Consider the following 12,388-nt stretch of genomic DNA (forward strand, 5'->3'; position numbering starts at 1 on the left):
GAGAAGCCGCCCAGGGAGGCCACGATGTTTTCGCCTGTTGAATCACGGCGCCTGTATCGGCAGGTCGCGGATCAGATTCGTATGATGATCGCCAGCGGCGAGCTTGCCGTCGGCCAGCGGCTGCCGGCCGAGCGCGATCTGGCGGAGCAACTGTCGGTTTCGCGCCCGACCGTCCGCGAGGCGCTGATCGTCCTGGAGGTCGAAGGCCTCGTCAATATCCGCATGGGATCCGGCATTTATGTGGTGCGCCAGCATGCTGCGACCGTCGCTGGGGCCGAGCGCGAGCCGGTGGAGGGGCCTTTCGAACTGCTCCAGGCGCGGGCCCTCATCGAATGCGCCATCGCCGAAGAAGCGGCCGGTCGCGCCAAGCCGGACGATATCGCTCTGCTCGATGAAGCTCTGACGCGCATGGGTGGTGTGGTCAACGATGCAATCGCAGTGCTCGATGCCGATCGCGCCTTCCACACCGGCATTGCCGCCATCATTGGGAATGCGACATTGATTCGCGTGACGGGGGAGATGTTCGACATGCGCATGACGCCTTATTTCGCAAGGCTCGCTAGCCACTTCGAGGGGCCGACGACATGGCGCAGCGCTCTGGATGAGCACCGGGCCATTCGCGACGCGATCGCCGCCGGCGATGCCGCCGGCGCCAAGGCTGCCATGCGCGCCCATCTGACCATGTCGCAGAAGAGGTTTTCCGAAAGCTTCGGGGAGGAGTTCTCGGGGGAAGAGGAGCGCGGACGCAACAAGCGGCCGTCGAAAGGAACTGCCAAGACTTAACCCAAGCTCGGGAGGAGAGAGCAATGAAAAGCAGACTGGCAACGATACTTTGCACTGCAGCCGTAATCATGGCGAGCAGCGCGATCGCACAGGCTCAGACAGTGCTGAAATGGGCTCATGTCTATGAAACGTCAGAGCCCTTCCACACGGATTCCGTATGGGCCGCAGAAGAGATCAACAAGCGCACAGACGGGCGCTATAAGATCGAGGTCTATCCGGCGTCGCAGCTGGGCAAGGAAGCCGACATCAACCAGGGCCTCAAGCTAGGGACCGTCGACATCATCATCTCGGGATCGAGCTTCGCGGCGCGAGACTACAAGCCGATCGGCGTGACTTACTTCCCCTACATTTTCCGCGGTCCCGATCACCTGATCGCCTATACCAAGAGCGATGTCTTCAAGCGTCTTGCCAAAGGCTATGAAGACAAGACCGGCAACCACATCGCGGCCGTCAGCTATTACGGCACGCGCCATACGACATCAAACAAGCCGATCACCAAATGCGCCGATATGCAGGGCTTGAAAATCCGCGTGCCTGACGTTCCGGCCTATCTCGCCATGCCGCGCGCCTGTGGCGCCAACACCACGCCGATCGCCTTTGCCGAGGTCTATCTCGCTTTGCAGAACGGTACGGTCGAGGCGCAGGAAAATCCGCTGACGACGATCGAGGCGAAGAAGTTCTACGAAGTCCAGAAGAACATCATCCTCACCGGCCACATCGTCGATCACCTCAACACCGTAGTCTCGAAGACGCGGTGGGCGAGCCTTTCCGACGAGGACAAGAAGATCTTCGGTGAGGTCATGCAGGAGGCCGCCGAGCGTACGAGCAAGACAATCGCCGGCAAGGAAAACAGCCTCATCGCGACCTTCAAGGAAAAAGGGTTGAATGTCGCCGAGGTCGACAAGGCCGATTTCGAAAAGACCGTGATGGAAAAGGTCAAGTTCGAGGATTTCGGCTACGAGAAGGCCGATTGGGAAGCAATCCGCGCGATCCAGTAAACCTACGCGGCGCGGCGCCTTACAGCGCCGCGCGTCTTTCAGACGCGCAAGGATGCAGTAACACGTTGGTTGCTGCAGGCGCCGCGCTCCTTCATTCCGAACTGGAACAGGGCCGATCATGTCGCAAGAAATTCATACGCAAATCACCGCCGAAGAAATCGGTCACGAGTTCGAAGGGCACGCGCCGACCGCAAACGTCTCGGACTACGCCATTGAAGACTGGATCACGCTGATCGTCTTCTGGCTGATGGCGGGATGCGTCTTCCTGCAGTTCTTCACGCGCTATGTGCTGAACGACAGCTACGCCTGGACCGAGGAGATTGCGATCAACTGCCTGATCGGCGTCGTCTTTCTCGGTTCCGTCATGTGCGTGCGCACCTCGCGGCATATCCAGGTGGATGTGTTCTATCACTATATGCCGGCAGGTCTGGCACGCGTGCTCGCCACTTTCGTCGATATCGTTCGCATTGGCTTCTTCGCCTATGGCTGCCACCTGATGTGGCGTTACGTCGATATCGTCGCGGACGAGCAGATGGTCACCGTCGATCTGCCGCGCAACGTCGTTTTCTACAGCGTTCTCATCGCCTTCGTGCTGATGCTGATCCGCGCGATCGTCGTCTTCATCGCCAATATGCGCCGCGGCTACTCCGTTTTGGAGCGCCCCGAAGAATTCCAGACCGTCGAGGATTGATCTGATGCTACTGCTTCTTGGCTCGTTTCTGGTGCTGATGCTGGTCGGGGTGCCCGTTGCCATCTCGATGGCCGTCGCATCCGTGCTCTACATCGTCCTTTACGACGTGGCGCCCGATATCATCGTCGCCCAGCGCATGATCGCCGGCGTCGAAAGCTTCCCGCTGCTCGCCGTGCCCTTCTTCATCCTGGCGGGCAATCTGATGAACTCGGCCGGCGTCACCGGCCGCATCTATTCCTTTGCCGTCGCTCTCGTCGGCTGGATGAAGGGCGGTTTGGCGCAGGTTAACATCATCGGTTCCGTGATCTTCTCGGGCATGTCTGGCACGGCGCTTGCCGATGCGGCCGGTATCGGCACGATCGAGATCAAGGCAATGAAGGATCATGGCTATCCGGTCGAGGCCGCGGTCGGCGTGACTGCTGCTTCGGCAACGCTTGGCCCGATCTTCCCGCCGTCGCTGCCTTTCGTGATTTACGGCATGATGGCAAACGTCTCGATCGGCGCTCTTTTCATGGCGGGCATCCTGCCCGGCATTGTCATGACGCTCCTGATGATGATCACCGTCGCCGCCTTTGCCTATTGGAAGCGCTGGGGCTCCGACGCGCCATTTGATGTCAGACAGCTGCTGTCGGCGGGGATGGAAATCGTCGTCGTCCTGGCGGTGCCGCTGGCCATCTATCTGCTGATGCAGGCGGGCGTATCGATGAATGTTGCGGCGGGCATTGCCCTTGCCCTGCTTCTTGCCCTCGACTGGTATTTCCGCTTTTCCGCCGTCATGGCGCTGATGACGCCCGTCATCCTGATCGGCGGCATGACGATGGGCTGGTTCACGCCGACGGAGGCAGCGGTTGCGGCTGTCCTCTGGTCTCTGTTTCTCGGTCTGGTGCGTTACCGGACGATGACGCCCTCGACGCTTGCCAAGGCGAGCTTCGATACGATCGAGACGACGGCATCCGTTCTCTTCATCGTCACTGCGGCATCGGTCTTCGCATGGTTGCTGACGGTGAGCCAGGCGGCGCAGTTGCTCTCCGATGCGATCCTGTCGATCACCGACAATAAATGGGTTTTCCTGATCCTCGTGAACCTGCTGATGCTCTTCGTCGGCTGCTTCCTGGATACGATCGCGGCCATTACCATCCTGGTGCCGATCCTTCTGCCGATCGTTCTGAAATTCGGGATCGATCCGGTCCAGTTCGGTCTCATCATGACGCTGAACCTGATGATCGGCCTGTTACACCCGCCGCTCGGCATGGTGCTTTTCGTGCTGTCGAGGGTCGCGAAACTCTCCGTCGAACGTACGACCATGGCGATCCTGCCCTGGCTGGTGCCGCTCTTCCTGGCGCTGATCCTGATCACCTTCGTGCCCGCCATATCGCTGTGGCTGCCGCAGCAACTCGGGCTGCTGAGATAGGAGCGGAAGATGCGGACACGTGTGGCACGGCTTTACCAAAAGGGCGATCTGAGGATCGAGACCGATACGGTTGCGGCCCCTGGTCCCGGCGAGGTGCTTCTCAAAATGGCGGCCGCAGGGATTTGCGGCTCCGACCTGCATTATTATCAGGACGGCGGTTTCGGCCCAGTCCGGGTTCGCGAGCCGATCATACCCGGCCACGAGGCCTCGGGGACGGTGAGCCAAGCGGGCGAAGGCGTCGACCTAAACGCCGGGACGCTGGTGGCGGTCAATCCCAGCCAACCCTGCTGGCATTGCGAATATTGCGAGAAAAACATGCCAATCCATTGCTTGGAAATGCGCTTCATGGGTAGTGCGATGCGCCTGCCGCATGAGCAGGGCATGTTGCGGGAATGGCTGGTGGTGCCGGCCAAGCAGTGCTTCGCGGTCGGAGCAGCGACAACCGCTGCGGAAGCGGCCTGTAGCGAGCCGCTCTCCGTCTGCCTGCACGCGGCATCGCGCGCAGGAGATATCACAGGCAAACGCGTGCTAGTCACCGGCGCCGGCCCGATCGGCGCTCTGATGGTTGCCGTCGCCTCCTATCATGGCGCAAGCGAGATCGTGGTGACCGATCTCGCGGATGCGGCGCTGGACCGGGCCAAAGCGATGGGCGCCAGCCGCACGATCAATGTTTCCAAGAATGCCCAGGCGCTTGCGGAATTCGAGGCGGGAAAGGGCTATTTCGATCTCGTCTTCGAATGCTCGGCCGCCGCCCCGGCCATCCGCGGCGCGATCGCCGCCATCAGACCACGCGGAACGATCGTGCAGGTCGGCGTCACGGGAGACGTCCCGATCCCTCTCAACGCCATCGTCGGCAAGGAGCTTCAACTCCACGGAACGCAGCGCTTCCACGAGGAATTCGGTACTGCCGTCGAGCTGATCTCCAGCCGCAAGATCGATGTGCGGCCGATCATCAGCCACAGCCTGCCGCTCGAACAAGCCACCGCTGCCTTCACGCTCGCCGGCGATCGCGCAGCCGCCTGCAAGGTGCAGCTCACCTTTTAGAGCGCGTTGCGGAAGTGACACCTGCGCGGCGAGGCGATGAACAATCGAATCCGCCCGGCCGACGCAGCATTCGCTTCGCCGTGAAGCAGTAACCTCACTCCCTGAAACTGCTCTATCGCTCAGTCGGCGAGAGGAACCGATTTCGAAGTCCCAAGAAATTTTTGACGTCTACCTTATGTCTACATAATGTATTCCAAAAGGATTATGAGATGGACGATGAAATTATCTCCGAGGTCGGCAACCCCGACCGTAAAACGAATCTAAGCCTGACGCTTCGCAGACGCATCCTGACGATGGAAATGCCGCCGGGTGCGGTACTGGACGAAGTGGCGCTGAGCGAGGAGTTTGGGTTGTCCCGACCGCCGGTTCGCGAGCTGATGCGACAGATGGCTGGCGAAGGCTATATCGAGCTGGAAGCCAACCGTGCTGCGCGGGTCAGTTCGATGAGCTACCAGTCGCTGCATGACTTCTTCCTTCTTGCGCCGATGATCTACATCACCGCCAGCAAGCTGGCGGCCGAGAACGGAACTCGCGGGCAGCTCGACGTGCTGAAGCAGGTTCAGCAATCATTTCGAAAGGCCGTCGACAATTGCGACGTCGAAGGGCGCGTCTTCTACAACGACCAGTTCCACCGGCAGATCGGTGAGATGGCGCACAACGTCTATCTTGTTCCGAGCCTGCGGCGACTGCAGATCGACCATGCCCGCATCGGCAAGGTTTTCTACAAGCATCCGAACACGCCTCGCATGCAGGAAGAACTCGAGCTCGCCACGCAACAACATGATGAGATGATCGAAGCCATCGGGAAACGCAATCCCGACGCAGCCGGAGAACTGGCGCGGCTTCACCTCGAGCTTTCACGACGAAACATGGCCATGTACGCGGCCCCGGAGGGGCTGGAGACGCCGACCCTCTAGGACCTTTGGCTCGACCCTTCGACAGCCTAACGCAGGACACCAAACGAATGTCTGACTTCCAGTTTCCAGGCCTGAATCTTGCCATTACCACGCCGTTCGACGATGCCGGACGCATCGACTACGGCAGGCTCGAATACAATGTCGAGCGCTATCTCTCAGCAGGCGTCAGGAGCTTCCTGTTCAGCTCCGGCACCGGCATGCACGTCTATCTTTCCAAGGAGGAATCCGAGGAGCTGATCCGGCGCGGAGCGCGGATCGTCAATGGCCGGGCGAAGGTGATTGCGCAGACTTCCGCGCTTCTGGTGGAAGACGTCGTCGAACGCACGATCCGCGCGCGCGACGCCGGCGCCGAAGGCGTGATGGTTCTACCGCCCTTCTTCGAAGGGCCGACCGACGACCTAGGCATCGTCGATTTCTACAGCGAGGTTGCGAAGGCCGGTCTTCCGGTGATTGGCTACAACGTTCCCCAGGCGGTCGGCGTCGCCGTCACGCCCGAACTTCTCGACAAGCTGAGCGAAATCCCCGGCTTTTGTGCCGTCAAGGACAGCAGCGGCGATCTTGGAAAGCAGGCAGCACTTATCCGCACCGGCCGTTTCGTCATGAACGGCGCTGACCCTCTCGTTCCCTATGCGCTCTATGCCGGATGCGACGGCCTGATCTGGGGTGGGGCGAACTTCGCTCCGAAAACCTGCGTCGCCCTCGTCGAGGCCGCCGCCGAGCACAAGTGGGACGAGGTTCGCGCGCTCTGGAAAATCTTGGAGCCGTCTATGGGGCTGATCTGGGAAGGCGATTACGTGCAGTCCGTCTATGCGGCGGCGGATCTGGTGGGCTACGGGGCCGGCGTTCCGCGAAAACCGCTGCGCGGTCTTGCCCCAGAAAAGCTTCCGGCCATTCGCCGCTCCCTCGAAACGCTCATGGAGCGGGAAGCGATCTGACGTGACCCAGGCCGCAAGGAATGTCTTCGTCGCTTCCAGGCTGCCGAAACGCGCAGGCGTTTCGGGCTGGGTGGCCATGCTTGCGCCCCGCACGCCACGGCCGGCGCTGACCGGACCGGTCATTGCCGACGTCGCGATCATCGGCGGTGGTTTCGCCGGCCTTTCCGCGGCCCGGCGCATCTCACGTTTGGACCCGGCCGCGCGGGTCGCCGTCCTTGAAGCGGGCATTGTCGGCGAGGGGCCAGCGGGCGCGAATTCGGGCTTCATCATCGACCTGCCGCACGAGGTCTCGTCCGACGATTTCAGCGGAGAGTCGGAGGCCAGGTTCAGGCAATCCGTGCTCATTCAGCGCTCGGCCATCGCTCTGGCGACCGAGATGGCGACGGAAGATGGCTGGGGCAAGGAGGTGTTCGATCCCTGTGGCCGATACAGCGTCGCCATTAGCGCGGAAGGCGACAAGCACCTCGATGACTATGCGCAGCAGCTCACGAACATGGGCGAAGACCATCGGCTCCTGAGCGCCGGGGAGATCGAGGCAGTAACGGGATCGCCGGTTTACACCTCCGGTCTGTTCATGCCCGGCACGATCATCGTGCAGCCCGCCGCCTACATTCGCGCGGTCGCCGACTGCCTGAAGGAGCCTGTCACCCTTTACGAGCGGACGCCGGCGCTCTCGTTCGAGCGCTCCGGTACGGGATGGCTCGTCAAGACGCCGCAGGGTTCCGTGCAGGCGGCAAAGATCATCATGGCAAACAATGGACATGTGGAGAGCTTCGGCTTCTTCCCGCAACGCCTGCTCCACGTCTTCACCTACGCCTCCCTCACCGAGGCGTTCGACCCCTCGCGCCTCGGTGGAGAGCGGAAGTGGGCCGCCACTCCCGCCCTGCCGATGGGAACGACCGTCCGCCGCATCAGCACCGGCGCCGGCGACCGGATCCTGGTGCGCTCGCGCTACAGCTATAATCCGAGCATCGCAGTCAGCGACGCCGCGATCCAGCGGGCCGGCCGCCTCCACGACGGCAAGTTTTCAAAACGCTTTCCCACCCTTGGCGGCGTCGGGATGCAGTATCGCTGGGCCGGCGCGATGGCGCTCACACGCAATCATGTTCCGGCATTCGGCGAGATCGAGCGTGGCGTATTCGCGGCATGCGGCTGCAACGGCCTTGGAGCGTCGAACTCGACAGCATCAGGGATCGCGGCTGCGGAGCTGGCGCTCGGACATGATTCCGAACTCGGCCGCGTCTACGCGCGCCTGGCTGCCCCGACGGCATTGCCGCCGCAGCCGTTCACGACGATCGGAGCAAAGATCCACCTCGCCTATCGCGAGTGGAGCGCAGGATCCGAGTGACGAGGGGTCTCCAGTCTGCGCCAGCGCCGAAGTTGACGATACAGCGAGGCTGGTCATGCGCGCGATCCGGCTGGGTGTGCGGGTGGTATCGCGGTTCAGCCCCGGCCCCTCGTGCGCGTCGCCAGGACATTGCGGATCGAGAAGCTGGAATGAATCCTGAGGACACCGGGCAAGGTCGACAGGATCTCCTTGTGGATCCGCTCGAACTCGCCGGCATTGGCAACCTCCACGCGCAGCAGATAGTCCGAACCGCCCGTCATCAGAAAACATTCCCGGATCTCGGGATGCCGCCGGACTGCCGCCTCGAGGCGGTCGAGATAGTCTTCTGTTTGTCGTTCGAGAGTGATGTTGATGATCACGGCGATCATCTCATCCGCATTGCCGGTGTCTACCAGCACCGTATAGCCGCGGATCACGCCTGATTTTTCCATGATCTTGATGCGCCTGAGGCAGGCCGAGGGAGAGAGACCGATTTCGGCGGCGAGCTTGGCATTGCTCATGCGGGCATCAAGACGCAGCAGTCTCAGAATATTGCGATCGATCGCGTCGAGGGCAGCCATGGTGGATCATTCCAAATTGTGATTGATTATGCGAATATTTAGCAAATCATGCAATAATCGATTGCTGAATGGCCGGCAATTTCGCTCATTCTTTCATAAACTCCTGAGATCGAAAAGGGGTGGACATGGATAGCGATATTTTGGTTTCCCGCACACGCATTGCGACGACCACGCAGGGAGCCACGGGCTATCTGACGATCGATCTTGCCGCCCTTGGTCGTAACTATCGCAAGCTCGTATCGATGCTGGCGTCGGTCCGCGCCGGCGCCGTCGTCAAGGCCGACGCCTATGGCCTTGGCGCCGAGCGGGTCGGAAGAACGCTTTACAGTGAAGGTTGCAGGCACTTCTTCGTCGCCCAGTTTGTCGAGGCCTTGAGGCTCCGGCCGGCCCTTGCGCACGATGCCCAGATTTTCGTGCTGAACGGCTTGCAGCCGGGTAACGAGATCGCCTGCGCCGAGATGGGCGTCGTTCCGGTTCTCAATTCACTGGCGCAGTGGCGGCAATGGTCGACGGCTGCGCGCATTCTGAAGCGCTGCCTGCCAGCCGTCCTGCAGTTCGACACCGGCATGTCGCGGCTCGGTTTTCCCGAGGAGGAAAGGGCGGAGCTGGCGGCAGCCCTTAGCGGCAGCACCAATGTCGAAATCCTGTTCATCATGAGCCATCTGGCTTCGGCCGATGACATGGATAGCGATCAGAACGGCGAGCAGATTGCCGAGATGTCCCGCATCGCCGACGAGTTTCCCGGCTTCGACATTTCCTTCGCCAATTCCGGCGGCGTTTTCCTGGGCGACCCCTATCACGGCGTACTCGCCCGCCCCGGCATCGCGCTTTATGGCGGCGCTCCGAACGCCGGCGAGAAGAACCCGATGGAGCCGGTCGTCAGCCTCAATGTCGCCGTCGTGCAGACGCGCACCGTTCCGGCGGGTGCAAAGGTCGGCTATGGCGGCGCGCATGTGACGCAACGGGAAACGCGTCTCGCCACCATTGCAGCCGGCTATGCCGATGGTCTGCCGCGATGCCTCGGCGACCGCGGCGCCGTCTATTTCAAGGGAATCCGCCTGCCGATCGTCGGCCGCGTGTCGATGGACAGTGCGACCGTCGACATATCAGCACTGCCCGAAGGGGCGCTGACCTTCGGTAGTCTTGTCGAAGTGCTCGGCCGCCATCAGACACTCGAGGACATCGCCTGCGACGCCGGCACCATTTCTTACGAAATCCTAACCGGCCTCGGTGATCGTTACGACAGGCAATATCGCTGAGAGCCGGCGGCTCCAACATTGGGAACATCATGAAGGTCATCGTTCTAGGAGCCGGCATCGTCGGCGTCACATCCGCTTATCAGCTGGCCAAGGCCGGCCATGAGGTCACGGTCGTCGACCGGCAGCCTGGTCCGGCGCTGGAGACGAGCTTTGCCAATGCCGGCGAAGTCTCCTTCGGCTATTGCTCGCCATGGGCGGCGCCCGGCATTCCCATGAAGGCCATGAAGTGGCTGTTCATGAAACATGCGCCGCTCGTCCTGCGACCGAAACTCGATATGGCCATGCTCTCCTGGATGGCCAGGATGCTGTCGAACTGCACCTCCGAGCGCTACGCGATCAACAAGAGCCGCATGCTGCGCCTTGCCGATTACAGCCGCATCGCGCTGGCCGATCTTCGCGCCGAGACCGGCATCGCCTACGACGAACGCATGCAGGGAACCCTGCAGCTGTTCCGCACCCAGCAGCAACTGGAGGCCTCGGCAAAGGATGTCAAGGCGCTGGCTGCCGACGGCATTCCCTATGAGGTGCTGGACCGGGACGGCTGCATCCGCTTCGAACCGGCCCTGAAACATGTGCGCGACAAGATTGTCGGCGGTCTGCTGACGCCGAAGGACGAAACCGGTGACTGCTTCAAGTTCACCAACGCGCTGGCCGCCAAGGCCGAGGCGCTCGGTGTCCGCTTCGTTTACGGAACGACGATCAAGGCGCTGGATGTCGAAGCCGGCCGGGTGCGCGGGGTCATCACCGATCGTGAGCGGATGAGCGCGGAGGCGGTGGTGGTTGCGCTCGGCAGCTATTCGCCGCTGCTGCTCAATCCGCTCGGCATCAGGCTGCCAGTCTATCCCGTCAAGGGCTATTCGCTCACCATCCCGATCACCGAGGCGTCACGCGCGCCGGAATCGACCGTCATGGATGAGACCTACAAGATTGCGATCACCCGGCTCGGCGACCGCATCCGGGTCGGCGGCATGGCCGAAATATCGGGCTATACCAACGATCTCGGCTTGGCTCGCCGCAGCACGCTGGAACATTCTGTCACCGATCTCTTCCCCGGCGGCGATGTTTCCAAGGCCTCCTTCTGGTCCGGCCTGCGCCCGATGACGCCTGATGGCACGCCGGTCATCGGCGCGACCAAGGTCGCCGGCCTCTTCCTCAATACCGGTCACGGCACGCTCGGCTGGACCATGAGTACCGGTTCGGCCCGGCTCATCGGCGATCTCGTTAGCGGCGGCCAGCCGGAAATCGACGTGAGAGATCTCGCAATCAGCCGCTACGGTTGACACCGCCCGGCAACGCAAAAAAGAGACGAACATGATTGCGAAAATCCTTTATCACTTGTGTACATCGTCTTTCGGGGTCACGAATGTCCGTTAATTCTCATATACATAACGATGGCAGCCTCGCCCAACAGCTGGCTGTGCAGAGCATGTTGTTTCGGGAAACGGCGCATAGTGGAACGGACCCGGATGAGCTCTCGGTAGTATTGTCGACGCCAAACTCCCCGATCAAGGTTGTGGCGGAAGGCAATATGCCGATTGCATACCACTGCAATTTCGTCTCCGTCGGAGAAGAGGTAACCGTCGCCGACTGTACCTACGAAGGCACAATCCTGATCAGGCGGGAAGCGCCCAGCGACAGGATGATCGTTTTTCTACCGATGGCAGGGAACGCATCCTTCGAAGGCATGCGGGAGCAAATATATTCTGTTCCCGCCCGTGGCACGATCCTTGAGGCAGGTCGTGCCGCGGGTGCTCGCCTATTCGGCCCCCGCCGTCATTTCTGCCTGTTCGTCGATCAGGCCAAGATCACCAGCCACCTCACGCATATGTTCGAGAGAACGATCAGCGGCGACGTCGATTTTCATCCGCACATCGATCTGACGACCGGCCCGGGGTTTGTATTGCAGCAACTTGTCTCGAGCCTCCATCGCGGCCTCAGCCGGAACGGACCGCTGCAACGGTCGCCGCTGGCCGCCGGTTCGCTCTGCGACGCGGCGATCTATCTGCTTCTGGAGACCTGCCCCAATCGTTATTCGAACGAGCTTGCGCTGCCTGCTCCGGCGCCGGCCCCGCGCCATGTGAAATGGGCCATCGACTTCATGCAGGAACACGTCGCCGAGCCGATTTCGCTCAACGATATCGCGATGGCAGCCAAGGTCAGCGTTCGGACTTTGCAACAGGGTTTCCGGCAATTCAGGGATACGACCCCGATGTCCTACCTGCATGACCTTCGGATGGCCGCCGCCCATCGAGATTTGCTGGAATCCGACGGGAAGCAGGTCATTGCCGATGTCGCGCTCAGATGGGGGTTTTCGCATCTGGGGCGATTTGCAGCCGAATACAGGAAGCGTTTCGGCCAACTGCCGTCACAGACCTTGAAGCGCTGAACTCCTCATCTTGCGCTTGCAGCCGAGGGACGGACGATGCCTCGACCTTCGTCGAT

12 protein-coding genes are annotated in these 12,388 nt (G+C 61.3%); 11 read left to right on the forward strand and 1 reads right to left on the reverse strand.

The features are described from left to right. Nucleotides 1-24 precede the first annotated feature (24 nt). The 8 genes from AC25BC_RS25190 (at nt 25) to AC25BC_RS25225 (ending at nt 8,127) form a co-directional block, all read left to right on the forward strand. Nucleotides 25-783: a FadR/GntR family transcriptional regulator gene (locus tag AC25BC_RS25190; RefSeq protein WP_012755228.1), complete on the forward strand. Its 759-nt coding sequence runs from the start codon at nt 25-27 to the stop codon at nt 781-783. A gap of 23 nt (nt 784-806) precedes the next feature. Beyond that, the gene (locus AC25BC_RS25195) at nt 807-1,781 is read left to right on the forward strand and encodes a sialic acid TRAP transporter substrate-binding protein SiaP (protein ID WP_003562281.1); all 975 of its coding nucleotides are present in this window, start codon (nt 807-809) and stop codon (nt 1,779-1,781) included. Between the two features lie 118 nt (nt 1,782-1,899). Then, the gene (locus AC25BC_RS25200; RefSeq protein WP_128438755.1) at nt 1,900-2,472 is read left to right on the forward strand and encodes a TRAP transporter small permease; all 573 of its coding nucleotides are present in this window, start codon (nt 1,900-1,902) and stop codon (nt 2,470-2,472) included. A 4-nt stretch (nt 2,473-2,476) separates the two neighbouring features. Continuing rightward, nucleotides 2,477-3,883: a TRAP transporter large permease gene (locus AC25BC_RS25205; protein WP_003562279.1), complete on the forward strand. Its 1,407-nt coding sequence runs from the start codon at nt 2,477-2,479 to the stop codon at nt 3,881-3,883. A 9-nt stretch (nt 3,884-3,892) separates the two neighbouring features. Further along, on the forward strand, nt 3,893-4,927 hold the full coding sequence (locus AC25BC_RS25210) for an L-idonate 5-dehydrogenase (RefSeq protein ID WP_128438754.1): 1,035 nt from the start codon (nt 3,893-3,895) through the stop codon (nt 4,925-4,927). Between the two features lie 209 nt (nt 4,928-5,136). Then, the gene (locus AC25BC_RS25215) at nt 5,137-5,844 is read left to right on the forward strand and encodes a GntR family transcriptional regulator (protein ID WP_128438856.1); all 708 of its coding nucleotides are present in this window, start codon (nt 5,137-5,139) and stop codon (nt 5,842-5,844) included. A gap of 47 nt (nt 5,845-5,891) precedes the next feature. Then, nucleotides 5,892-6,779, forward strand: coding sequence for a dihydrodipicolinate synthase family protein (locus AC25BC_RS25220; protein WP_128438753.1), 888 nt, complete (start codon nt 5,892-5,894; stop codon nt 6,777-6,779). A gap of 1 nt (nt 6,780) precedes the next feature. Further along, entirely contained in the window at nt 6,781-8,127 is a 1,347-nt protein-coding gene (locus AC25BC_RS25225) for an NAD(P)/FAD-dependent oxidoreductase (RefSeq protein ID WP_128438752.1), read from the forward strand. Nucleotides 8,128-8,222: 95 nt separating this feature from the next. Here AC25BC_RS25225 and AC25BC_RS25230 read toward each other — a convergent pair whose 3' ends face one another. After that, nucleotides 8,223-8,687, reverse strand: a complete 465-nt coding sequence (locus tag AC25BC_RS25230) for an Lrp/AsnC family transcriptional regulator (protein WP_128438751.1) — start codon at nt 8,685-8,687, stop codon at nt 8,223-8,225. 125 nt (nt 8,688-8,812) lie between these two features. Between AC25BC_RS25230 and alr the strand changes: the two genes are divergently transcribed. The 3 genes from alr (at nt 8,813) to AC25BC_RS25245 (ending at nt 12,332) form a co-directional block, all read left to right on the forward strand. Beyond that, nucleotides 8,813-9,946, forward strand: a complete 1,134-nt coding sequence (gene alr, locus AC25BC_RS25235) for an alanine racemase (RefSeq protein WP_003562273.1) — start codon at nt 8,813-8,815, stop codon at nt 9,944-9,946. Nucleotides 9,947-9,975: 29 nt separating this feature from the next. Further along, a complete protein-coding gene (locus AC25BC_RS25240) occupies nt 9,976-11,226 on the forward strand; it encodes a D-amino acid dehydrogenase (RefSeq protein WP_003562272.1) in 1,251 nt (416 codons plus the stop codon). 83 nt (nt 11,227-11,309) lie between these two features. Beyond that, nucleotides 11,310-12,332, forward strand: a complete 1,023-nt coding sequence (locus AC25BC_RS25245; RefSeq protein WP_128438750.1) for a helix-turn-helix transcriptional regulator — start codon at nt 11,310-11,312, stop codon at nt 12,330-12,332. Nucleotides 12,333-12,388: the final 56 nt, after the last annotated feature.

The organism is Rhizobium sp. WSM409 (genome assembly GCF_057653825.1).

Coding starts and splice junctions, on each gene's coding strand:
- AC25BC_RS25200 (WP_128438755.1), top strand. CDS start 1,900: ATGTCGCAAGAAATTCATACGCAAATCACCGCCGAAGAAATCGGTCAC.
- alr (WP_003562273.1), top strand. CDS start 8,813: ATGGATAGCGATATTTTGGTTTCCCGCACACGCATTGCGACGACCACG.
- AC25BC_RS25230 (WP_128438751.1), bottom strand. CDS start 8,687: ATGGCTGCCCTCGACGCGATCGATCGCAATATTCTGAGACTGCTGCGT.
- AC25BC_RS25205 (WP_003562279.1), top strand. CDS start 2,477: ATGCTACTGCTTCTTGGCTCGTTTCTGGTGCTGATGCTGGTCGGGGTG.
- AC25BC_RS25245 (WP_128438750.1), top strand. CDS start 11,310: ATGTCCGTTAATTCTCATATACATAACGATGGCAGCCTCGCCCAACAG.
- AC25BC_RS25220 (WP_128438753.1), top strand. CDS start 5,892: ATGTCTGACTTCCAGTTTCCAGGCCTGAATCTTGCCATTACCACGCCG.
- AC25BC_RS25215 (WP_128438856.1), top strand. CDS start 5,137: ATGGACGATGAAATTATCTCCGAGGTCGGCAACCCCGACCGTAAAACG.
- AC25BC_RS25195 (WP_003562281.1), top strand. CDS start 807: ATGAAAAGCAGACTGGCAACGATACTTTGCACTGCAGCCGTAATCATG.
- AC25BC_RS25190 (WP_012755228.1), top strand. CDS start 25: ATGTTTTCGCCTGTTGAATCACGGCGCCTGTATCGGCAGGTCGCGGAT.
- AC25BC_RS25240 (WP_003562272.1), top strand. CDS start 9,976: ATGAAGGTCATCGTTCTAGGAGCCGGCATCGTCGGCGTCACATCCGCT.
- AC25BC_RS25210 (WP_128438754.1), top strand. CDS start 3,893: ATGCGGACACGTGTGGCACGGCTTTACCAAAAGGGCGATCTGAGGATC.